The organism is Hominibacterium faecale (assembly GCF_020734085.1).
Taxonomy (GTDB): domain Bacteria; phylum Bacillota; class Clostridia; order Peptostreptococcales; family Anaerovoracaceae; genus Hominibacterium; species Hominibacterium faecale.
Map to the genome: position 1 here is coordinate 186,077 of NZ_JAJAGH010000008.1, position 23,024 is coordinate 209,100.

The window sequence follows — 23,024 nt, forward strand, 5'->3', positions numbered from 1 at the left end:
ATCATAACATCTTTCATTTCAATCCTGGAAAGATATAATTTGAAATAAGCTTTGATGGTTAATGCTTTATTGATTGCTTTTTAGCGAGAAAGGAATGAAGTAGAATGAAAAAATTTGCAACAAATGAAGAAATTTTCTCTTGGATTAAAGACCTCACACAATGGGGGCATAGAAAGACAGGTACTCCTGAAGGCAGGAAAAGCGCAGAATACATAAAAGATAAATTTGAATCTTTTGGACTAGAAGATGTGACGATTGAAAAAGTCAAATGTGAAATCAACGAACCTCAAAAATGGGAGCTGAAAATAGAAAATGAAGTAATTCCCTCCTATTACATAAACGGGACATTTGTTAGCAATAAACCTGGCAGAAATACGCTGGGTGAGAACGGTATCGATAAAGAACTCATTTATCTGGGAGAAGGCTGGCAGGAAGATTTTGAGAATATTGATATCCGCGGCAAAATCGTTGTCTGTGATATAAGATTCCAAAACCGCGATGACAGAACCAGGTTGGAACAAAAAAAATCACGGGGAAACGAACCTTATGTATATGACCCTGAAGGTACGATGGATATACCCAGGAGGCGTTCCGACATCTTTAGCCCGAATAATTGGCCGTATAACTATTTTCGCGCGCAGGTAGGAGGAGCCGCAGGCTTCATAGGAATTTTAGCCGATTATTTTGACAGCTGTGAATACTATAATGAAAACTATCTGGAATTTTCCGGAGAATTTGGTATCGACTCGATGAATATTCCGGGCTTATGGGTCAGCCGATCAACAGGCAAACAGATCAAATCGATGATACACGAAGGAGCATTAACCGCAAATATTATCATGGACACGATCAGCTCGGAAAAAGAGGCCCGCAACGTATCCGGCATATTGCCTGGTGTATCAAATGAAATCATACTGGTTCATTCTCACCATGATGCAGTCTACGAAGGTGCTGTGCAGGATGGTTCAGGAACGTCAGAAGTGATTGCCTTAGCCCAATACTTCTCGCAGTTTGGCAAAGAAGAACGACAAAAAACATTGATGTTTGCAGCAACGGACACGCATTATGAAAGCTATGTAGGACATGAAGCTTTCATTGAACAAAGAAAAAAGAATAATCAGGATATCATACTCGATGTATCTATTGAACATATCGGTAAAGAAGTTGAGCTGGATGAAAACAACAACGCTGCCTTAACCGGCTATACGGATTTAAGAAATTTATATGTATCCGGAAGTGAGATTTTGATGGAAATTACGATCAATGAGGTAGAAAAGAATCAGTTAACGCGATCAATGATAAATTATGTTCCTGCGGTCAAAACCAGAGTCAGACCTGATGATCATGAATTCTCGCCGGATGAAATAATTTCCGATGCCTATCCTTTCCACCAAGCCGGTACAGGGGTTATAAGTGTGGTCAGCCCGCAGATGTATATCTTCCATCCGTCCGATAAGCCAGATATGGTTGCGGTTGATGATCTTCAGAAAGTGGGACTGACTTTTGCAGGCATTATTAATAAAGCAATGCAGTTATCGAAAAAACAAATGGGCGTCATCGGATTAATCGATTCATAAAAAATAATCCGGAAGGAATCAAAAAAACAATGATAAAAAGAATTTTTACAAAACAAAAATTAATAAAGCTGGCGTTTACCCTCCTCGTTATTCTTGCAGCCGAATATACATTGGAAATCCTCGGTTTCCCGGCTTGGCCGGCTATGATGTGCATGGTTCTTTTCTTTGTCAACCATCAGGACACGAAATCCGCAGTGCCCATTCTTGCCGGCGGAGCTTTCGGCATTTTGAATGCTTTCATTATCGAACAATGGCATAAGCTGGTCGTTCCTCTGTTAGGCGGAGATATTCACGACTATGCGGCAGATGCACTGTTTCAATCGAAGATCATATATGTCTTGATTTTCGTGTCGTGTATCATACTGATGAAAGATGTGGCTGGCTCCGTCTTTAACAGTTACGCGTTCATGTTTTTTCTGGTTGCAGCGCTGGCTTTAAATGGGCATCTTTCAACGATGCCTGCAACAAATATATTTATGTGGCTCGGAGTAGAATTGATTGGCGGAGGCTTTATTGTTTTAATGCTGGTCGGCGCCGAAAAGCTTTCCGGCATGATAATGGCAAATGGTGTTCGAGGTAAAAAGACTTCCATGGCAGCTGCTCAAGAACCGAAATCGTTAAATAGATAATGGAGGATACGAAGATGTATTATTCGGAGTTATTTACGCCAACTAATATTGGCACTGTAACAATTAAAAATAAACTGTCAATGGCTCCTATGGGCCCGGTAGGTTATGCTGATGAAAATGGCGCATTCAGTCAGAGACTGCAAGACTATTATGTTGAACGGGCCCGTGGAGGAATAGGGCTTATCATTACGGGGCTATGTAATGTAGATCTTGAGACTGAAAAAATAGATCGATCAAGATTGCCCAGCCCAACCTTTTCCCCGACTGCATTCATTCACGCAGGGAACCAGATGAATGACAGAATACATGCCCATGATACGAAATGTTTTATTCAGTTGACAGGCGGTATGGGACGAAGTGCAATGCCCGGGCGTGTCGGAAAATACATTGCGCCGTCAAAGAATACCAACCGGTTTGACCCCATGATTGAGCATCGGGAAATGACGGCTGAGGAAATTCAAAAATTGATACAGAAGTTTGTTGAAGCGGCTGTAATAAGCAAACAATCTGGCTTTGACGGCATTGAAATACATGCCGTTCATGAGGGCTATCTGTTGGATCAATTTGCAATCGCTTTATTCAACCAAAGAACGGATGAATATGGCGGCAGTTTAGAGAATCGTCTCAGGCTTGCAACTGATATTGTCAGGGATATAAAAAAAGCGTGCGGCTCGGATTATCCTGTATCGCTGCGGTACAGTTTGAAAAGCATGATGAAGGGATTGCGCCAGGGAGCTTTGCCGGGAGAAAGCTTTAAAGAGGCGGGAAGAGATATCGATGAGGGGATAGAAGCGGCGAAAATTCTTGTTGAAGCGGGTTATGACGCCTTGAATGTGGATGCCGGGACATATGATTCTTGGTACTGGAATCATCCGCCTGTGTATTTTGAAGATGGCATGTATCGAGAATTTGGAAAACTTGTAAAGCAACATGTGGATACAACGGTTATACTCGCCGGCCGTATGGAAAACCCGAATCTTGCAATCGAGGCTTTAACAAACTGCTGCGACATTATTGGAATTGGGAGGCAATTGCTAGCCGATGCCTGGTACCCGGAAAAGGTGCGTACAGGAAAGCTAGATGAGATCCGGCCTTGCTTAGGCTGTCATGAAGGCTGTCTTGGACACATTTCGAAAGGACCGATCTGCTGCGCTGTAAATCCGGCATGTGGAAGAGAGAAAATTTATGGACTGGTGCCAATCAATCGGAAAAAATCATTTGCCATTATCGGCGGCGGTGTGGCTGGAATGGAAAGCGCAAGAGTACTTGCCGAACGTGGACACTCTGTTACATTGTACGAAAAAAATGATAAGCTGGGCGGCAATCTGATTCCGGGAAGTGTTCCGCATTTCAAGCGATTCGATAAACGGTTGATCGAATGGTATGAAGTCCAGCTAAAAATACTTAATGTCGATATAAAACTGAACAAAGAAGTCAGTAAAGAGGATTTAGCATCATTAAAGGTTGATGGGGTCATTGCAGCGACGGGTTCCACTCCAATAAAGCATAATTTCGGCAGTGTCAAAGATATTCCTACAGCGGACGAAGTCCTTCTTGGAAAAGTAGACGTTGGGAAAAAAGTAATCATTATAGGCGGCGGGCTTGTGGGGTGCGAAACCGGATTATGGTTATCCCAGAAAGGTTTTCAAGTGACGATTGTGGAAATGCTGTCAGGGAGGCTGCACAACCTCCCTCATATGAATTATTTTATGCTCGAAGACATGCTTAAACATAATAAAGTGAGTGTTATGGAGAACACAAAAGTATTGTCGGTTGATTTCAATAAAGTTACTGTGGAATCCGAAGGGGAAGTAAAAGAACTTGAATCTGATACGGTTATTTCAGCCATAGGTTATAGAGAAAATGATAATCTTTATCATTCAATAAAAGAGCTGGACATTCCTGTATATCACGTCGGTGACTCCAGAAAAGTTCATAACATTATGTACGCAATATGGGATGCTTATGAAATAGCTAGAGAATTATAGTATTTTTACCATTGAATACGGCTTCGCCGCAAGGTAAAAAACACTGAAACTTGCTGCGACGTGGCTCGCAAGTTATAACAAAAACGTACTTCGTTTAGAATTAATAGTTAAATCATAATTCTATTATTATGATAGAATTAAGTGTTTAGTAGAAAGGAGTAACGATATGAGTAATAGTGCTCAGAGGGCGAATACACTTGATAATAGTAAAATAAAGGCGCAAGATGTTTCTTTATTTACTTTCGTATTCATAGCGTTTAGTTACTGTTGTGGTGGTTGTTTTGGGATTGAAGAATTGGTTGCATCGAGTGGCCCCGGTTTGGCGTTGGTGATATTACTGCTTTTGCCCTTTTTCTGGGCGGCGCCCCAGGCTTTGGTAGCGGCTGAATTGGGATCCGCTATGCCGTATACCGGTGGATTTTACAAATGGATACAGCGCGGTCTTGGTGAGTTTTGGGGGTTTACCGCTGGATGGTGCAGAGTGTTAGGAGGTTATTTAGGCATTGCCATACCTGTAGTTTTGGGTGTAGATTATCTTAAAATGCTTGTGCCAATGGATGACCTTCAAACCTATTTATTTAAAGCGGCATTAATCATTGTTTTTACAGTACTCAATTTAAGGGGCATAAAAGAGGCTGGCAGGGTAACCACGATTTTATCACTTGTCGTATTAGCAGCATTTGTATTTGTGGCGATAGTTGGATTCATGCATTGGAACCACAATCCCGTTGAACCGTTTTTCAATGAAAAAGCCGGTCCGCTCGGCAGTTTTACCGAATCAATTGCTATTGGGTTATGGGTGTACTCCGGGTTTACATCCGTTTCTTTTCTGGCAGGAGATTGCAAAGACAGATCGGTTGCCTGGAAAGGAATACTGATCGTTATTCCGCTTAGCATGATACTCTATATATTGCCTACAATGTCAGGACTTGCTGCAGTGGGACAATGGGAGAGCTGGTCAGCAGATTCTGTAAACTATGCAACTGTTGCGGGATTGGTAATACCTTTTGCAGCATCCTTATTTGCAATAATTGCTTTTATTTCGCAAAGTGCCATGTTTAACACTTCAATAATGGCAATCTCAAGAGGACTTTATGCTATTTCTGAAGACCACTTAGCTCCTAAAATATTGTCAAAAGTAAGCAAATCAAAAGGTGTTCCGATTGCTTCTATAATCACAATTGGTATTTTTGCACTGATCGGGGCTCAATTTAGTTTCGGCGCCCTTGTCACTGTAAAAGTTACGTTCCTTATGGTTGACTACATTCTGATCTGGATATCCGGTTTTCAATTAAGAATTAAGGAACCTGATATGGAAAGACCTTTTAAAATACCTGGCGGTATGGGAGTTTATCTTTTAGTTGTAATTCCTGGATTTTTAGTTGCATTCTTTGCGGTGTTAGTCAACGGCGCTAACTATTTCTGGGGTGGAATGGTGGGAATATGCTTAATGTCGGTGCTGTACATTTTTATTAAAAGAATATGCGGCGGCTTAACAAAAATTGACTCCGTAGGACATCCTATTAATCCTGTAACAAAACTTGCTTATGGCGACCTCGGTAGATTCGCAAAAATGTTTGGCGTATTCACAGTCCTGGGAATAATTGCATACTTTTTTATTCCTCTTTATGAAGGCTCATGGGGGCCAGAGTACTATGCGGACAAATATGGTTTTGCCGGCGCATATGATTTTATACTGCAAGGTATCTTATATACGAGTATTGCCTTTGCATGTATAACAATTCTACTTCTAATTTTAGATAAAGTCATTGATCCCAAGGATAAAAGGCCTAAGAACTTAAAGTTCGGGTTATAAGATTTATAAAAAAGTTTCCTCCGGAAACGTTATTCGCACTTCGCGCTCACTTCCACAAGGTAAACTTTTTTGAAGTATACGGAAATATCGCATCATCCCTAAAGGCGATATTTCCTATACTATAAAAAAGTTTCCTTCGGAAACGTTATTCGCGTTTCGCGCTCACTTTCAGAAGGTGAACTTTTTTGAAATACAGGAAATGCCACGCATTCGATATTTCCTGTATTATAATAAATAGGAATGAAAGCGTCTCAACTTCACAATGGAGGCTACTGGAGTTGAGGCGTTTCATCCTATACACAGAAAGAGTGATAAAATTGCTCATACCAGGGAGGTAATATGATGTGTAAAACTTCATACATCAATGGAGATGTTTGGACTATGGATAACAGAAAAAAATGTTCCGCTATTTCTATTGATCATAATCGAATTAGTCGCACAGGATCGGATAAGGAAATCATTGAATATGCAAAAGCAAACAACCATGAAATAATCGATCTTTCCGGTAAAACAGTAGTCCCGGGATTTATAGATGCTCATATGCATCTTGGACCGATGATATATGCACCGCTCTATTTTGATTGCAGTAAATATAATTCTATCAATGCTATTACAGATCATTTACTTGAAAAAGCATCCGATAATGGTTGGATCGTTGGTAAAAAATACGATCATGAAACGATTCGTGATAAAAGACATTTAACTAAAAATGATCTGGACGCAGTGTCAAAAGATATTCCGATTTTTATTATTCATGTCTCAGGCCATATCGCATATATCAACAGTAAGGCGATGGAGGTAAGGGAGTTAACCTCTGAATCATTTATTGACGGAGGTGAGTTTGGTAAAAATGAAAACGGAGAATTGAACGGGATTTTATATGAATATGCGGTAGATGCTGTTTATAGAGATATTCCGGAGCCAAGTGAAAAACAAATAGAAAATTGTCTGATGGATATGGCGCCTTTTTTACATGAAATGGGAATCACCAGTGTTCATGATTCTTGTTCAGATAGTAGTAATTTATACAGGAAAGAAGGACATGTATATCGTGAACTTGCAAAGAGAGATAACCTTCCCATAAGAATCAATCTATTTCTCCCATATCAAAGAAGTGAGGATATGAAAAACGATATGCTGGATGCAAATTCACTTTTGATGGATCGGGAGACCTATCATGATTTTTTTAAAGTAAGCACAATTAAGACTTTTGCCGATGGTTCCTTAAGGGGCGGTACTGCTGCAATTACCAAACCTTATAAAGAAACAAATAATTATGGGATGCTGACAATATCAGAAGAAATAATAGATCAATATATGAAAGCCGCATTGGCAACCCAGAAACAACTTGCAATTCACGCGTTGGGAGATCATGCTGTTGATTTTGTTATTTCTTCCTATAAAAAGTATTTGACGAAGGGAAATGATAAGAGGTGGCGGATCGAGCATTATGGGATGGCCAGTGATGAAAACATTTTTGATACTGAGAAATATGGTATTTATTCTGCTTTGAATCCAATATTCTTATTCGATACGGGTGATGCGATATATGAAAAAATTGATAAAACCTTATACAGCAGATTGTTCCGCATTAACTCACTTTACAGCAAAGGGTTAAAGTTGGGGTTTGGATCTGATTGCCCTGTTTGCAGTTGTAATCCACTCAAGGCGATTGCATCTGCAATTAATAGAAAAAGTAAATCCGGACAATTGATTAATGAAAATGAAAAAATCGATATTTATGACGCATTTGAAATTTACACCTCAGGCGGAGCATATGGCTCTTTTGATGAAAATATAAAAGGTAAATTACTTCCGGGATATCTCGCGGATATGGTTATTCTTGACAAGAAACTGGATGAAACCTGTATCGATGATATTAAGGTAAGTAAAACAATATTGGATGGGCGCATCGTTTATGAATGCAGTTGAACTATTTAGCATTACAAATTCTCATCTTTTGTTTCCTCCGACCGCGGTTATATTGACAGTCTATTTTTGTGATGATACACTTGTAACGTCAAAACAATTGTATGATCGAAAATCAAAATTGTCAACGGCGCGGCCAAGGGGGAAATGAAATTGGAAATCAGAGAGCTGGAAAAAAAGGACTATCAAAAAGCGATACAATTTGCCATAACAGGGATGCACTTTGACTGGTATATGGAAAGCTCCTGGGTGCTGAATTTATACGGCCGATATTTTTGGTACTTGGAAATGACTCGTGCCACACAAATCATCGCGGCCTATGAAGGCAGTGAACTTGCAGGAGTGTTACTGGCTGAAATTAAGGGCGGGGATAGAAAATACCGCTCCTTTTGGAAACGGCTTTATGTGAAGGTCTTTGACTTTTTACAGAACCTTTATGCCAAAGGCGGGGTTGACGTCTATGATGAGGCGAATAAAAAACTGTTTTCCCAATATCAAAAGAGAAACGCGCCGGATGGTGAAATCCTTTTCCTGGCCGCAAACCCGGAATTGAAAATAAAGGGAATCGGGAGCTTGCTGCTCAAGGAGCTGGAGCGCAGGGAAAAAGGAAAAAAAATTTATTTATATACGGACAATGCCTGTACTTATCAATTTTATGAGCGTAGAGGCTTTACACGCGCCGGAGAAAAAGCGGTTGAACTGAAAATAGGGGACAAAGCAGTTAATCTCACCTGTCTTTTATATAGTAAAGTATTAGGATGATGGACTTTTATGCTTCATCGTGGGAACGAGCGGTATGCAGCATAATCAGAGCCGCGGAATTCGGCGGAGCAGTAAAATCAATCGTATGAAGCCTGCTCATGATTTCTATTTTCTCACAGTGCGTTTCAGGCGCGTTCATTTCTCTTAAAACGGCGATTTGATGAGAATCGTAAAATTGTTCCAAGTCTTTAAGACTGCTCTCTTTTTCGTAAAACTTCCGCAAATATAAATGCAATTCCGACTTTATATAGGTTTGTTTTTTTAAGTTATCAATCACGATGTTTATATCGAGCTTGTAATCATGATCATTACAGATCAGCAGTTCTAAATTTTCCGAGTCCCCGGTAATTAAAAAAGAAGTTCCTTCCTCAATAACAGAAGTACCCATCATTGCATAAAACAAGTCGAAATAAAATTCAGGCGTTTTAATCCCGTTGGAATCAAACAATGCCGTCAGAGCGCGGCAGCGAATTTCGGCCTGTGGCTCTTTTAGGAGCTTGCAGCCTAAAGAAGCGGAAATATCATAGATTGATTGCAATACTTCTTTTGACAGCTCGCTTAGGCCGTCGATCCATAAATGCTTAACCGCCAGTTGATCAATGGCTGATTTCAGCAGTTTGTACTTTGCCGGGTTATAGATATAATGGCTCTTATCAAGGCGGATGCATAAGGGGGCCTTTTTCTTTGCATGGTTTACGCCCGCCGCCATATCGAGGGAGATGTGGAGCGCTTTGGGATTGAGAGACGCGCTGTGGGAACTATATTTCTCCATATGATAGGTAAGAAGGCTTTTATCCTCTTCACTGACCTGGCTGTAGTCAAAAGCCGTTGTGCCACCATTTGGTTCGGATAAACGCATAAACCCGTATTGCTGCCGATATTCACGGGGCGTAATACCATAGAACCTTTTAAAGTATCTGTTAAAATACCTGGGTTCGGAAAACCCGCACTCATCCGAGATCTTAGAGATACTGTCATCTGTGCCGATCAGTGATTTCAGGGCCATTTCGGAACGTATAAAATTGACCAACTCTTGAAAGCTGAAACCGGTAACGCTTTTCACATAATGAGAAAGATAGTTCGGTGTGAAAAACACATGCTCCGCCACTTCGGAAAGCAGCAGCTTGCGCTTATAATGATCATATATGTAGTCGGCAATAATCCATATGCGTTCATCGTTTTTCGATTTTGTATCAATGACCTGATTCATGAGAGTAAACCAGTTGCGAAGCTCGATTAGCATGGCGGTTGCTTGCTCCATGATTTCTTTTCTGCTTTCAGTCCCGGATTTTGGCTCACTGCTGGAAATCAGCTGCCTAATTATATTCCAGAAAACGGAATACAAAATATCCACATACTTTTCAGTTTTACCGCCAAGGTCGCGATTTGGCACACACTCAAAAAAAGTAAACTCAATATTGGGAATGAATTGATTAAAAAAATGCATATCAAAAAAAAGCGACACATATTTGAAACCTTTGTCCTGGGGTTTGATACTGTGTATATTGCCGATATTGAGGATGCGCAGATCACCTTCCTTGAGGGGGTAGGTTGTATTTGATATTAGTAAATCGGCTGCTCCCTGTAAAGCATAGATAATTTCCAGTTCATTGTGATAGTGCATCTGATTAAAACTGTCATTGAGCTTCATGTATACGGGAGCGTTCTCATTATTTGTTGTGTCCATTTCCATTACCTGCTTCTAAAAATTCTCATACGGTTAAAATGATTATACCGCAGCATCGTACCGGATTGCAATTCATAAATCGGGGTTATGTGTTCTTGTGGCATAGATTTATGTTGAAATATGATTTTTCTTTAAAATAAAGATGAGAATTATCAAAAGATCGATATTATATATGGTTTTAATTATATTTAAGCATAATAACCATTAAAATAAATTTTCAAAAGATTATAATATTTATAGATGGAACGAACCCAATCAACGAAAGGAGACCAGCGATGAAGAGCCAAACCCTATTAAATGAAATTGGTGGATTTTGCAGTTTTATAGACCTGGATTATCAAGTGAATTTTGTCAAAGAGTACGCCCAAATTGGGGATAATCCCCAATTTGGTGGCAAGCATTGCGGCAGTGATGCGGAGCATGAGGGCTCAAACTATATAGCAGAGGAATTGAAAAAGATCGGTGTAAAAAAAGTGGAACTGTTAGAAGTCCCCACCTGTAGATATCAATTCAACGATGCGAAGGTACAGATTAGCGGTATTCCTGCTGAACAAGGAGAGCGGGAAATAAAGCCGTTTGGATACGCCTCTCCGGGAACGAATGAAGAAGGAATTACCGCACGGCTTGTGGATGCAGGCAAAGCGACAAAAGAGGAATGTGAAAACGCCAACTTGAAAGGCAAGATTGCGCTGATCGAAGATATGGGCGGTCTGGCCAGTGAAAATCTGCCGGAGCAGATAGAAGAAGCAATCCTGCACGGCGCGAAAGCGCTGCTTATCTATGCGACAAAGGAAATTCTTGATGAAAACACGATAAGGGTGCAGTTCCCGAGAATGGTGCCGACAGTGCCGGTGCTGGGCATAAGCAAAGCGGACGCTCTCTATCTGAAAGAGCTGCTTTCCGCCAAGAGGGATCTGACGCTCAAGATAGCGGTCGATGCGGATTTTCTTCCGGACGGAGGCGTAACCTATAATGTAGTCGGAGAAATTCCAGGCTCAATATCCGATGAACAGATTGTATATACCGCGCACCTGGATCATTTCTTCCGATGCCTTCAGGACAATATGGCATCCTGCGCGACGGTCCTTGGAATCGCTAAAACCATCATGGGTTCCGGCTATAAACCGAAGAGAACGATTATTTTCGCCTTTCATGGCAGCCACGAATGCGGCCTTATAAACAGTAAATATTCTTACCTGCACGGCGCGACGACGCTTACCCACAAGCTCCGCCCGCAGTGGACAGGAAAAACCTTAGCGCAGATCAACTTTGAATATACGGCGTTGAAATTAAACGCCCTTGATACAATGACAACCATAGGAAGTGAAATAACCGTGGACTCCTATAAAGAATACGCGCCAAAATTGACAGGCGGTTTTCAGCGGATTGCTGAGTCGGTCAGTTCAGAAAAGGCGGCGGCCGTGACCTATTGCGACGCAGTGGCGTATACATCTGCGGGGATTCCTTCTTTTACCAATGATTCCATGTCCGAGCAGATGCTGGAACCGCCGACTTCCCCTTATTGCGGAAGGGACCACTCCAATAAGGATAACTGGGAAATCTTCGAGCCCGGCGCCCTTGCGGACAATGGCAGATTCTACGGCGGCCTGGGAATTTATCTGGATCAGCTGCCTTATGAAGAATTCGACTTTTCAAAACAGACGGCAAGGTATCGAGATTATGTGGACTTTACTGAACTAGAAGAAAATGGAATCGAAACAACAAAGATCATCGCCTGTCTTGACAGATTAGACGTAGCGGCCAAAGAGCTCCTAACGGAATTAAAAGCGAAAAACGAAGCCTATCTAATAGCTTTGGACAATTCCATTACCGAAGCGGAGCAAAGAGAGACGTTTGCGGCGGCAGCAGCAGTCAATCAAGAGACTCTGGCTGTTTATGATCTTTTTCAGAGAGAGCTCGATAGGGTAACATCCGGCGGCGCACTGATCTATATAGGGAGCTTAAAGCATATGGAAACGATCGCCTTTATGACAGGAGCTGTTGAATACCTGCAAAACGGCTGTGCAAAAGAAGCGTTGGAAGAATGCTTGATCATGGTGGATATCTGTGAGAAGTCGTTATATTTTAGCGAAAAAATCATTGACGAACTCCAAAAGCAAATTGCCGGGGAGGAATATGCGGATAGAAGAAGTTGGGCATCCGGCAAGGAAACATCCTGTTTGGCTTTATATGATCTTATGAATCGCTTGAAAGCAAAGGCTGCACAGGAGGCAAGTGATTTTGATGAAGAAATTGAATTGCTTTACGAAGCGATTGGATCGGAAATGGCCTGCGCGATGAAAGCGCTGGAAAGAGAATGCCAGTGCATGGCGGCTGCAGCCGAAAAACTTTATGGAATAACTAAAAAGATGAAGGGTTGAGGGAGGTGTAACGATGTTAAAGACAATTGATAAAAGCAAGTTTTCAAATAGTGAAGAGATGTTTTCCTGGATAAAGGACTTGTGCCAATGGGGACACCGCAAAACAGGGACGCCAGAGAGCCGCAAGTCTGCTGAATATATCAGAAATAAATTTATCGAATTCGGTCTGGAAGAAGTGGAGATCGAGAAAGTCCCATCCATGTGCATGTATGTGGATCAGTGCAGCCTGTCGGTTGATGGAGAGCGCCTCAATACCATGTTTGCAAACGGTACCAACAGAAGGGCGGAAGAAGGAACTTTTTCCTTTGGCAGCGCAAGGAGTGAAGAAGAATTCGTTTATTTAGGAGACGGCCTTGAAGAAGACTTTGAAAAAGCCGATGTGGCCGGCAAAATTGTCATCTGTGATATTCATTTCAGATATCTGCCGCTTGCGGCTTTTGCCGAGATGATAGACGAAGATTTGATCTATGATCCAGAGGGAAAACTGGCAGACAGCAAGCCTGTGCTGGATATTTACTCGCCTAATAACTGGCCCTACAACTACTTTTACGCCCAATTAAAAGGTGCGAAAGGTTTTGTCGGAATTTTACAGGATTATGTGGATGAGCCGGACTGGTACAGCGAGGATTACACCTTTTACGGAGAGGAAATGGGCATCGAATATATGGAATTACCGGGGATGTGGATTTCCAAAAGCGATGGGGAACGATTGAAAGAAAAGTTTAAAAAACAAGACGTTTTAAAGGGCGGCATGCAGATGAAAAGCAGGTATGAATATCGGGACGCACTGAATGTAAAAGGCATCATTAAAGGAGAATCCGATGAAATCGTCTTAGCCCACTCTCATCACGACGCTGTTTATGCGGGCGGCGTTCAGGACGCTTCAGGAATGTCGGAAGTGCTGGCGCTTGCAAAATACTTTGCTGCGCCGGGAAATAAAAAGAGCGGAAAAACTTATATGTTTGCTGCAATGGACTCGCATTTTACAGACTACTGCGGGCATGAAGGTTTTATTGAGGAAAGAAGTAAACGGGGCGACAACATTACCTATGACTTTGTGATCGAGCATATCGGAAAGGACGCTTATATTGAGGACGGAAAGTTCGTTGAAACTGGAGAAGGCGTTCCGAAAATTGTATACGCCAGCACAGAAAGTCCTCAGCTCCTCACGGATACTTGCGCGGCTATTGCCAAATACGACATTGACAAAACGCTGGTTATGCCAGTAGATCACCAAGAAGAGGAAGATTATACAGAGGGCAATGTGATTTCTGACGCTCACTTGTTTGAAATGGCGGGAATCAAAATCGTCAGCATGGTGAGCAGTCCTGCTTATTTGTTTCATCCAAGCGACACCCCTGAGCGGGTCATGAAGGACTGGCTACAGCCGATTGGGCTGATGTTTGCGGAGCTGATGGAGTCCGTATAGTAGTCAAAGGGCCTGCAGAGGGGCCGGATAGGAGGAGAAAATGGAAGCGTTAAACATACAACTGGAAGCCCCAAGAGGAAAGAAGGCTCTGAGCCTTTGCATGATTATTGTAATGGAACTGGCGGTAACGTCAATTTACGCTTTGGCTGTTTTCGTCAGTACGCTCCAGGAAGCGCACGGTTGGTCCCCCAACAAGATCGTTATGGCATACACCGTGACCATGTTCTGTGAATTCCCGTCATTTATTGTCGGCGGCTGGCTGATGAATAAATTCGGCATCAAGAAGGTGCAAGTGACTTCCGGCGTGCTTTATGGCGCGGCGATCCTCATAAGCGGTCTGACCTCCAGTGTCGCAGTATTTGTAGTTGCGCAGGGAGTTATGGCGGGACTTGCGATGTACGGCGTTTATATTTGCAACGTTGCCCTGATCAATGCGCTGTTTCCCAAGAATAAAGGCCTGGTCATGGGAATCATGTTTGGCGCGCAGGGAATTGGCAGCATTATATTGGCGCCAATACTGGCTTACAGTATCCAGGCCTTCACGGCCAGTATAGTTCTGGTTGCGGAAGGCATCATCTTTATCATCGTTCTCTTTACGGCGACGATGCTGGTTTATGACCCGACAAAGGGAAATCGGGAATTACAGGCAAGAATCCAAAAAGAAGCCGATGAGCAGGAGCTTGCAGAGGCGATAGCGGGAAAAGAAGCGGGCGCGCTTCCAACCATGAGGTGGAAAAGAGCCTTAACACATCCGGCCTTTTGGCTTATATTCATTTCCATTATCGCAGTGCAGATGATCGGCAATGTATTGGTGACAGATATTGCTGTTTTAGCGGAAGCAGTATACAAGGTCAATGAAACTGATTCGGCATGGGTTGTTTCCGCTTTTGGCGTAGGGGCAGGCCTAGGCGGTATTATCATCGGATATATATCCGACAAGATCGGACCGTACAAAACGACTTTCTTGCTGGGAATTATCGACGGCGTACTGCTGCTTTTATTCATCCTGCTGGGAGCTGAAAGCTTTATGGCCTATGCGGCCATATGCATTATACAGGGTTTTACATATAACGGAATGACAACACTGAATCCAATTATGATTACAGACAGCTACAGCCCCAAGGATTTGGGAACCGTTTTGGGGTTGATGGGTATATCCTATGCCATTGTTGGGGCCATCGGACCGCAGATCGGTTTATCCGTGCCTTTTGTTCCGATGATCATTCTTTGCGCGGTATTGAGCATCATCGGCGGCATGCTCGCGAAAATGGCCGGCAGAGCGCTCAATAAATATTATAGGGCGGAAGGAAGCAAATGCGCAGTTCGATAAGGAGGAATTGATGGGCAACACTTCGGAAATTCTTAATGGAAAAGCCAACGGAGATGAGTTCGGTTTTAAGATAAATGTTAAAACTCCATATGGTACTTATAAATTCAACGTATCAGGAACAGTTGACAATGATAATATCACTGCCAAGATGTCTCATCCAATAGCAAAGATCAATTTGAAAGGTGAAAGAATCCGATGAGTTCTTTAAAAAAGAATGACCGGCGCGTGCATAAAACGAGAAAAGCGATACAAGATGGATTTTCTGAGCTAATGATAAGCAAGGAGCTAAAAAATATTACAGTTAAGGAATTAGCCGCAAAAGTCGATATCAATCGGGGAACATTTTATAAACATTACTATGATCTCTATGATTTATATGAAAAAATGGAAGATGCTGTATTTAATGAATTGAGCGCAATTATAGTGAGCAATCCATTCCAGGTATATGAAGTGATGTTTCGCGATATAGTTGACTATGTCGGAAAATCTCCATTAATCAGTCAGATGTTTTTAGCAAAGAACGGAGGTAGCCGTTTTTTAAGCCGGCTCAGTAAATTTCTCGAAGCTAAATGCTTGGAAATATGGCTGTATGACACGAAAAGAAAACAAATTCCTGAAGAATGGAAATTCATAGCACCCTATTATGTTCAGGGAAGCATTGCAATCGTCAGACGTTGGGCGGAAAGTAACTTCGTATATCCAAAGGAGGAAATATTTAAAACTATCCTTAGGGCCTGGTATGAAAAAAGGCCGTGGCGATAAATAAAAAAAGCCGGACACTTAATACTAAGGCAATTTAAAGGTAGTATGCACTAAATTATCAATAATATATGGGATGAGACCACTTTTAGCCATCGTATCATTTGCACAGAAATTTGGATCGGCGATTGGGCCCTATGCAACAGGAAGTCTATTAGCGCTAGTTGGATATAATGCTGATCTTATCCAACAGACAGAGGGATCGGTACTACTGTTTATAATAGAAAGAGGCGAAATGATGATAGAAGGTAGATATGTGCTAACAAATATAACAATAATAAACGGCAAAAATAATAGAGCTAAACCAGATATGTTTCTTAAGATTCATGACGGTAATATTGAAGAAATAGGACCTATGGCTAACTATGTTCCTTCTGCGTCTCGGGAAGTGGATATGAGCGGCTATTATGCAATGCCCGGATTGATTGATGCGCATATCCATTTGGCAGGAGGTAGAGGATGCGGCCTTTGGGGGGATACGGAAATACTCTGCGAGCCAAAGGAAGTAAGAGCAATGCGCTCTGTTTATGAAGCCCAGAAAATGTTAAAGCACGGCTTTACTACACTGAGAGATATTTCCTGGAATGGGCTGTATCTAAAGCGGATCTTCCACGATAAAGTTATGCCGGGACCTAAAGTGATTGCCTGCGGTCCCGGATTAGCTAGAAGCGGCGGGCATTGCGACAGCCCGCAGCTCCCGCTAGAGTTTGTAAAAAAGAATCATTTTTGGGCAATCCTTTCGGATGGCAGGGAGGAATGCATAAAAAATGTCAGGAGGGTTCTTAGAGAAGGCGCCGATCAGATAAAGTTCTGGGCAACCGGCGGCAATTGGGGCACAGACAGAATAACAGATACCCATTACTCTCAGGAGGAAATGAACGCGATCTGCGAAGAAGCCCATAGGATTGCAGGGACGATGGTGTGCGCCCACTGTGAAACCGAGGAGACGATCCGAATGGCACTAAAAGCCGGTGTGGATACGATCGAACATGGTGAAGAACTCAACGAAAAGCTTGCGGAAGAAATGTCGCAAAAGGGTGTCATATTGGTCCCCACATTATATTTGCTGGCCAATTGGTATGATTTTGTCAAGACGCCGGGGAGCGATGCCCCAAAGCTTATCAGGCCGGACGCTTTTTTATACAGAGAGGCTGATACTCTACTCACCGATCAAGAAAAAAGCCGATATCATAAGCAAGTAATTGATAGTTTTCATCTAGCCTTAAAAAAGGGCGTTAAAATAGCGTTAGGTTCTGATACGGTGTATGAACCTGCCTGTGAATATGGAGAACAAAGTATGCAAGAACTTAAGGAACTAATAAAACAGGGTATGTCGATTGATCAGGCGATCAAATCGGCTACGGAAATAGCGGCCCAGGCGTGCGGCATGGCGCATAGAGTGGGAACCATTGAACCAGGGAAAGCAGCAGATTTGTTATTATTTAAAGAAAACCCGGTAGAAAACATAAAGATGCTGACGGATAAAGACAACATTGAGTATGTAATCGTAGACGGGAAGCTGGCAGTCGAACATGGGAAGCTGGCGTGGTAATAATATAAAGCGGGCAGCGCGTACTATAAAGAAAAATCCGGAGGAAACGATTTATGAAACAACAAGCGGATAAAATTTTGTATAACGGACATATCTGTAAGAGCGATTGCAAACAGGGATATGCGGAGGCGGTTGCTGTATTAAATGATAAATTTCTTTGTGTGGGTTCTTTGGAAAGCTGCGAAACCTTTAAAGGTGAGCGTACACAGATGATCGATTTAAAAGGGCGGCTAGTCTTGCCAGGTTTTATCGATGGGCATACGCACCCTGAAACCGTTGCAAAGAGCCGATGGCGTGTACAGATGCCCGTATTTGATGATATGCACGAGTTGTTGTCATGGGTAAAAAATTACTGCGAGGAACATCCTGTCAACGAAGTTCCCTATTTCTTTGGGGAGTGTTATTCGCAGGACATGTTCGATGAAAAGGGTCCGAGAAAAGAATGGATCGATGAATACGTATCTGACCGTCCCGTAAGGCTTCAAGATTTTACGGACCATGCCTGCTGGTACAATTCAAAGGCGCTAGAACTTATGGGGATTAAGAAAAATCCAGGGGAAACAGGGGCAGTCCCCTTTTTCATAAGCGATGAAACTGGTGAGCTGACAGGCTGGGTTAAGGAACCATTGCTGGGTGAGGAGCTGGAAGAAACGCTCTATCAAAATCTGGGCTGGCATCCAGCGACAGAAGTAACCGAGGAAAGCGTCGCTCCGTTTCTTGACTTTCTCAGAAGCTGCGGCGTGATTGCAGTCCTCGATGGCATTACAGAGGGCGAAGAATCGATGAAACTTTTCTATGATATGGACAATGCAGGAAAGTTGAATATGTATTATGAAGGAACCTGCCTTCTTAAAAGATATAGCAAGCTTGACCAATGCATAGCAACGCTGAGAGAATGGCAGAAAAAGTATACAAGTAAACATGTAAGGATACATACAGTGAAATTCTTCCTGGATGGAACCAATGAAATGGGAAACAGCGCATCACTGGAGCCGCACTATAACGATTCGGCCAGAACCAATTACGGCAAAATAAATATGACCGAAAAAGAGCTTACGAATGTGTTACTGCGATTGAATGAAGAGAAACTTGATCTGCATATCCATGTGGTCGGTGACCGCGGCTTTCAAACAGCCTGCAATGCCTATGAGAAAGCGAAATATCAGGTTGAAGCAGCGGGCGGAACCTGGCGGATTTATATGGAGCTTGCTCACTGTGAGTTGGTACATCCCAGCGATATGGTCCGGCCTGCCAAACTTGGGATCATCATCAATTGGTCGTGTCATTGGGCGGGAGGATATTTTGGCGAAGCGGCGATTGACTATCTGGGCTTGGATCGTTGGAATACGATGTATGACTTCACAAAGATGATTGAGACAGGGGCAATCGTAACATATGGCAGCGATGTTATAGGAATGTGTGAAGCGCATAGGGGAAACCCGTGGTTTGGTATGGAAATATCGGCTACAAGGGTGGATTTGGAGAACCCGCTAGATCCTGCAAAATACTCGGGCAGCGTTAGGCCGCCCAAAAATGCAAAGCTCAGCGTTACAGAAATGATAAAAGGGTATACAAGATTTGGCGCGATACCTCTTAGGCTTGAGAATAAAATTGGTACCATTGAAGTAGGGAAACAAGCACATTTGATCGTGCTCAATAAAAATATTTTTGAAATACCTGACACAGAAATCCATACGGTCGAGCCAGAAGCAGTTATGTTTGAAGGAGAATTCATATAAAATAGATAAAATATGATCCTTTTCTTGCTAAAATAAGCAAAAAGGGATAAAATATTAACTATGAATGAGAATTTTTTATTATTAAAAACTCCATATGAAATACAACAGGAAATAGCGTTACGCGCCAAAACGCGGAGAAAAAAGTTGAAACTGACACAGGTGCAGCTTGCAGAGCGTTCAGGAGTGAGCCTGGGCTCTGTAAAACGCTTTGAGCAGTCGGGCGAAGTCTCTTTGGTGCATCTTCTCAAAATGGCAATGGTTCTGGAGTGCCTCGGCGATTTTGAGAAACTCTTCGTAAAAACCGAATACCGCTCCATTGAGGAGGTTATCCATGAAAAGAATCGATAAGCTGGACGTATTGATCGGCGAAAAGCAGGTGGGCACACTGGCAGAGACAAAGGACGGTCTGGCTGCTTTCCAATACAGCGACCAATGGCTGTCCGCGGGATATGCCTTGAACCCTTTTTCACTGCCTCTTGCGAAGAAGGTCTTTTTACCAAATTACGATCCGTTTGAAGGGATATTCGGCGTCTTTGCCGATTCCCTTCCTGATGGATGGGGACGACTGCTTGTGGACCGATATTTGAAAAAGACATTGAAGGTAAATGTCGATGAAATCAGTAACTTCTATCGATTGACGTTTGTGTCCGATGCGGGTATGGGCGCACTGTCCTATCAGCCATCGCAGATGCTTGAATCGCATGTAATGCCCTACGATTACGACACGATAGCGCTGGAATGTAAAAAGCTGCTGGAGCAGGACACTGTGGGAAATCTGGATGAACTTTTTCTTTTGGGCGGTTCTTCTGGCGGCGCAAGGCCAAAGATTTTGACTGAAATCGATTCGGAAAGCTGGATCATAAAATTTCCATCCTCTTATGACGACCTTGATATAGGGCTGCAGGAATATGAATACAGCTTATGCGCCAAAGCCTGCGGACTGGAAATGAGTGAAACACGTTTATTTGCTTCAAAAGAATGCGCCGGATATTTTGGGACGAAACGTTTTGACCGAAGGCAAACGAGCAGCGGAAAACAGCGAATCCATATGGTGTCGCTGAGCGGCATGCTAGAAACATCTCACCGCATTCCCAACATGGACTACAATCAATTGATGAGGCTTACGATGCTCCTTACAAACGATATGCGGGAAGTAGAAAAAATGTTCAGCTTCATGTGTTTTAACGTGTTTGCGCATAATCGGGACGATCATTCCAAAAACGTTTCATTTTTATATGATGAACAGCAGCAGCGCTGGAAAATGGCGCCGGTCTATGATTTGACCTACAGCAATTCCATAGGCGGCGAGCATGCTACCACCATTGACGGGGAAGGAAAGCGCCCGGGCATGGAGAACATTCTCTCCGTGGCGAAAAAAGCGACAATGGATTGCAAACGCGCTAAAATCCGCGCAGCGGAAATTCGGGATATCGTAAGGGAGTGTCTTGGCAAATACCTGGGATAAGACATCAATTTCGAGCGTAAAAAAATACGGTTGAAATTGCTTCTTTAGTAAGCTTGGAAAAATCGAAGACCGCCGGGATTTTGAAAGCCATGTCTAAGCGGGGCATTGTGACCATTGAAGGCAATGGGTGCGGAACTAAGTACCGGCGATAGCACGGGGAGGACTTTTCCCTAAGCAAGGAGTAAAAAACTATGATCGAACATCTAGTGACCGTATCGATAAAAAATCAAAGTCAAAGCTTTCACTGGCATGAAGAAATGGAACTCGACCTTATCCTTGCGGGAAGCACGGATGTCATCATCAATAATCGAAGCATAGCTTTAAAAGAGGGGGACATGATCGTCATCAACTGCGAAGACGTTCACTGTATAGACAAGCAGGACGACGGGCTCTTATACGTTCAATTGCAGCTGAACATGGAAAACTTTGACCAGTACCTTCCGGACATTTCCAACGTAATTTTCAAATGCGACCCGCAGATCAATGATATCCTTTCCGAGAATCTGAAGGAAGAAATCAGGCAGTACATCGGGGACATGTTCGACCTGATAAACTCCGAAGACGATAGCGGAAGCCGGGAACAGGAGTTGGTCTATTCATGCCTGGAAATCTTGAACAATTTAAAATTCGGCTTCCAATACGCCACGGAAGAATACAGCCGGATCAAGGATGAAGATCAGTGGGACAGGATGTGGAAAATCATCGAGTATATGTACGATCATTGCTGCCGGAAGCTTTCTCTGAAAGAAGTGGCGGACCAGGTATTTTTGAGCGAAGTGTATTTATCAAGGCTGATAAAAAAATATACCGGAAGAAGCTTTGAAGACTGGCTGGCGTTTATAAGGGCGGAAATCTCCATCCGCTATTTACTGGACTCCAAAATGAGCATCACCAACATTGCCTATGAATGCGGGTTTTCCGCGCCCAGATATTATAACAGGGCCTTTGAGAAGAATTATGGATGCAGTCCGGCTCAGTGGCGGGAGAAAAATAAACCTCGTTTAAAGCCGATCCCCCGCATAAAGCCATCGGCTATTTTCTTCGATGATCATATCGACCGAACGTCGGTGCGCCGCTTATTAAAAAAATACCAAAGCGATGCTGCGGCAGAGCAGGATCTATGCAGCATAGATGTGAACCTTGCCCAGGAAGTCGCCCCATCTATGGAACTGCCATACCGGGCGGAGGCAATTTACTGTTCCGTAGAGCAAGCCCTTGCCTATCAGACCAGGAAGCTGCTTGCCCTTTGCCGGGACAGCCTTGCGATCAAAAAAATCATCCTGGAAGAGAGCAGAGGAAAACATCGGGAACTGGCAGCAGAAAACCTTTCGGATGAAGGCTTTGAACTTCTGAAAGAGGACGCCGCGGCAAGCAGCATACGGCTAGAGGAACTATTTTTTGAAGGCGATCTTAAATCACCGAAATTTTACATACAGGAACTGCTTTCCAACGTGGGGACTTTGTATAACAAAATAAATGCGGATGCTATTTTCTATAATAATGACAGAGGCGGCCATTTATTGATCTTCAATTTCAACAGCCAGACGGCCAAAAAGTATCTCATTCATTTTTCAGGACTGAAAGAAAACTGTGTTTATTGGTATCAAAAAGTGAGCACCCGTGAAATCCCAGGACTGCTTACGAAAGACCAATACCCGGCGGTAAATTTGAGCGATATTTCCCGGGAATATTTGAAGGCGTATCTTCACCCCAGCATAGAAATCAATGCCATAGAAAGCAATGTACCGTTGATTTGCGAAATAGAGCTACAGCCAGGGCAGCTGTGCGCCATAACCTTATATCCCACTTTGCATCAATAGCGAAAAGACGTCCGCAGGGACGTCTTTTTGTGAACAATTCGCACCTTCCTTGTGAACAATTCCTACCTTAAAATAGTCAAAAAATACAGAAACTTCAAAATAGATCGAAAGCCGTTAGCCGATTGTACAGATCGGTGATTTTTTTTATTCGGCAAAACAGG

At 42.8% G+C, this 23,024-nt stretch carries 17 protein-coding genes; 16 read left to right on the forward strand and 1 reads right to left on the reverse strand.

The features are described from left to right. Positions 1-104: 104 nt before the first annotated feature. The 6 genes from LG211_RS12200 to LG211_RS12225 all read left to right on the forward strand — a co-directional run bounded on the left by LG211_RS12200 (position 105) and on the right by LG211_RS12225 (position 8,701). Positions 105-1,577: a M28 family peptidase gene (locus LG211_RS12200; protein ID WP_269477613.1), complete on the forward strand. Its 1,473-nt coding sequence runs from the start codon at positions 105-107 to the stop codon at positions 1,575-1,577. Between the two features lie 29 nt (positions 1,578-1,606). After that, positions 1,607-2,206, forward strand: coding sequence for a hypothetical protein (locus tag LG211_RS12205; RefSeq protein ID WP_269477614.1), 600 nt, complete (start codon positions 1,607-1,609; stop codon positions 2,204-2,206). A gap of 14 nt (positions 2,207-2,220) precedes the next feature. Beyond that, positions 2,221-4,194 (forward strand): FAD-dependent oxidoreductase, encoded by a 1,974-nt coding sequence (locus LG211_RS12210; protein WP_269477615.1) that lies wholly within the window; start codon positions 2,221-2,223, stop codon positions 4,192-4,194. A gap of 166 nt (positions 4,195-4,360) precedes the next feature. Further along, positions 4,361-6,010 (forward strand): APC family permease, encoded by a 1,650-nt coding sequence (locus LG211_RS12215; protein WP_269477616.1) that lies wholly within the window; start codon positions 4,361-4,363, stop codon positions 6,008-6,010. A gap of 381 nt (positions 6,011-6,391) precedes the next feature. Continuing rightward, a complete protein-coding gene (locus tag LG211_RS12220; RefSeq protein ID WP_269477617.1) occupies positions 6,392-7,942 on the forward strand; it encodes an amidohydrolase in 1,551 nt (516 codons plus the stop codon). A 144-nt stretch (positions 7,943-8,086) separates the two neighbouring features. Beyond that, positions 8,087-8,701, forward strand: coding sequence for a GNAT family N-acetyltransferase (locus tag LG211_RS12225; protein WP_148395829.1), 615 nt, complete (start codon positions 8,087-8,089; stop codon positions 8,699-8,701). A gap of 7 nt (positions 8,702-8,708) precedes the next feature. On the opposite strand, the gene LG211_RS12230 is transcribed toward LG211_RS12225, so the two are convergent. Further along, entirely contained in the window at positions 8,709-10,388 is a 1,680-nt protein-coding gene (locus LG211_RS12230) for an AraC family transcriptional regulator (RefSeq protein ID WP_269477618.1), read from the reverse strand. A gap of 275 nt (positions 10,389-10,663) precedes the next feature. Here LG211_RS12230 and LG211_RS12235 point away from each other — a divergent pair, with 275 nt between their 5' ends. The 10 genes from LG211_RS12235 to LG211_RS12280 all read left to right on the forward strand — a co-directional run bounded on the left by LG211_RS12235 (position 10,664) and on the right by LG211_RS12280 (position 22,863). Further along, positions 10,664-12,769 (forward strand): M28 family peptidase, encoded by a 2,106-nt coding sequence (locus LG211_RS12235; RefSeq protein ID WP_269477619.1) that lies wholly within the window; start codon positions 10,664-10,666, stop codon positions 12,767-12,769. Positions 12,770-12,782: 13 nt separating this feature from the next. Next, positions 12,783-14,198 carry a M28 family peptidase gene (locus tag LG211_RS12240; protein WP_148395826.1) on the forward strand — a complete coding sequence of 472 codons (1,416 nt, stop codon included), beginning with the start codon at positions 12,783-12,785 and terminating at the stop codon, positions 14,196-14,198. A 40-nt stretch (positions 14,199-14,238) separates the two neighbouring features. Continuing rightward, complete coding sequence (locus LG211_RS12245) at positions 14,239-15,528, forward strand: MFS transporter (RefSeq protein WP_269477620.1); 1,290 nt, start codon at positions 14,239-14,241, stop codon at positions 15,526-15,528. 10 nt (positions 15,529-15,538) lie between these two features. Beyond that, entirely contained in the window at positions 15,539-15,727 is a 189-nt protein-coding gene (locus tag LG211_RS12250) for a hypothetical protein (protein ID WP_269477621.1), read from the forward strand. Further along, entirely contained in the window at positions 15,724-16,290 is a 567-nt protein-coding gene (locus tag LG211_RS12255) for a TetR/AcrR family transcriptional regulator (RefSeq protein ID WP_148395823.1), read from the forward strand. Before LG211_RS12250 ends, LG211_RS12255 begins: the two co-directional genes overlap by 4 nt. A gap of 352 nt (positions 16,291-16,642) precedes the next feature. Next, a complete protein-coding gene (locus tag LG211_RS12260) occupies positions 16,643-17,839 on the forward strand; it encodes a metal-dependent hydrolase family protein (protein WP_269477622.1) in 1,197 nt (398 codons plus the stop codon). A gap of 53 nt (positions 17,840-17,892) precedes the next feature. Then, entirely contained in the window at positions 17,893-19,578 is a 1,686-nt protein-coding gene (locus LG211_RS12265) for an amidohydrolase (protein WP_269477623.1), read from the forward strand. Positions 19,579-19,638: 60 nt separating this feature from the next. Then, the gene (locus tag LG211_RS12270) at positions 19,639-19,926 is read left to right on the forward strand and encodes a helix-turn-helix domain-containing protein (protein ID WP_148395820.1); all 288 of its coding nucleotides are present in this window, start codon (positions 19,639-19,641) and stop codon (positions 19,924-19,926) included. Further along, positions 19,910-21,043, forward strand: a complete 1,134-nt coding sequence (locus LG211_RS12275; protein WP_269477624.1) for a type II toxin-antitoxin system HipA family toxin — start codon at positions 19,910-19,912, stop codon at positions 21,041-21,043. The genes LG211_RS12270 and LG211_RS12275 overlap by 17 nt, the downstream gene beginning before the upstream one ends. A gap of 191 nt (positions 21,044-21,234) precedes the next feature. After that, positions 21,235-22,863: an AraC family transcriptional regulator gene (locus tag LG211_RS12280; protein ID WP_269477625.1), complete on the forward strand. Its 1,629-nt coding sequence runs from the start codon at positions 21,235-21,237 to the stop codon at positions 22,861-22,863. The last annotated feature ends 161 nt before the right edge of the window (positions 22,864-23,024 follow it).

Bases quoted from the DNA above. Each gene is read 5' to 3' on its own strand.
- LG211_RS12200 (WP_269477613.1), top strand. From the start codon at position 105: ATGAAAAAATTTGCAACAAATGAAGAAATTTTCTCTTGGATTAAAGAC.
- LG211_RS12205 (WP_269477614.1), top strand. From the start codon at position 1,607: ATGATAAAAAGAATTTTTACAAAACAAAAATTAATAAAGCTGGCGTTT.
- LG211_RS12210 (WP_269477615.1), top strand. From the start codon at position 2,221: ATGTATTATTCGGAGTTATTTACGCCAACTAATATTGGCACTGTAACA.
- LG211_RS12215 (WP_269477616.1), top strand. From the start codon at position 4,361: ATGAGTAATAGTGCTCAGAGGGCGAATACACTTGATAATAGTAAAATA.
- LG211_RS12220 (WP_269477617.1), top strand. From the start codon at position 6,392: ATGGATAACAGAAAAAAATGTTCCGCTATTTCTATTGATCATAATCGA.
- LG211_RS12225 (WP_148395829.1), top strand. From the start codon at position 8,087: ATGAAATTGGAAATCAGAGAGCTGGAAAAAAAGGACTATCAAAAAGCG.
- LG211_RS12230 (WP_269477618.1), bottom strand. From the start codon at position 10,388: ATGGACACAACAAATAATGAGAACGCTCCCGTATACATGAAGCTCAAT.
- LG211_RS12235 (WP_269477619.1), top strand. From the start codon at position 10,664: ATGAAGAGCCAAACCCTATTAAATGAAATTGGTGGATTTTGCAGTTTT.
- LG211_RS12240 (WP_148395826.1), top strand. From the start codon at position 12,783: ATGTTAAAGACAATTGATAAAAGCAAGTTTTCAAATAGTGAAGAGATG.
- LG211_RS12245 (WP_269477620.1), top strand. From the start codon at position 14,239: ATGGAAGCGTTAAACATACAACTGGAAGCCCCAAGAGGAAAGAAGGCT.
- LG211_RS12250 (WP_269477621.1), top strand. From the start codon at position 15,539: ATGGGCAACACTTCGGAAATTCTTAATGGAAAAGCCAACGGAGATGAG.
- LG211_RS12255 (WP_148395823.1), top strand. From the start codon at position 15,724: ATGAGTTCTTTAAAAAAGAATGACCGGCGCGTGCATAAAACGAGAAAA.
- LG211_RS12260 (WP_269477622.1), top strand. From the start codon at position 16,643: ATGGCTAACTATGTTCCTTCTGCGTCTCGGGAAGTGGATATGAGCGGC.
- LG211_RS12265 (WP_269477623.1), top strand. From the start codon at position 17,893: ATGAAACAACAAGCGGATAAAATTTTGTATAACGGACATATCTGTAAG.
- LG211_RS12270 (WP_148395820.1), top strand. From the start codon at position 19,639: ATGAATGAGAATTTTTTATTATTAAAAACTCCATATGAAATACAACAG.
- LG211_RS12275 (WP_269477624.1), top strand. From the start codon at position 19,910: ATGAAAAGAATCGATAAGCTGGACGTATTGATCGGCGAAAAGCAGGTG.
- LG211_RS12280 (WP_269477625.1), top strand. From the start codon at position 21,235: ATGATCGAACATCTAGTGACCGTATCGATAAAAAATCAAAGTCAAAGC.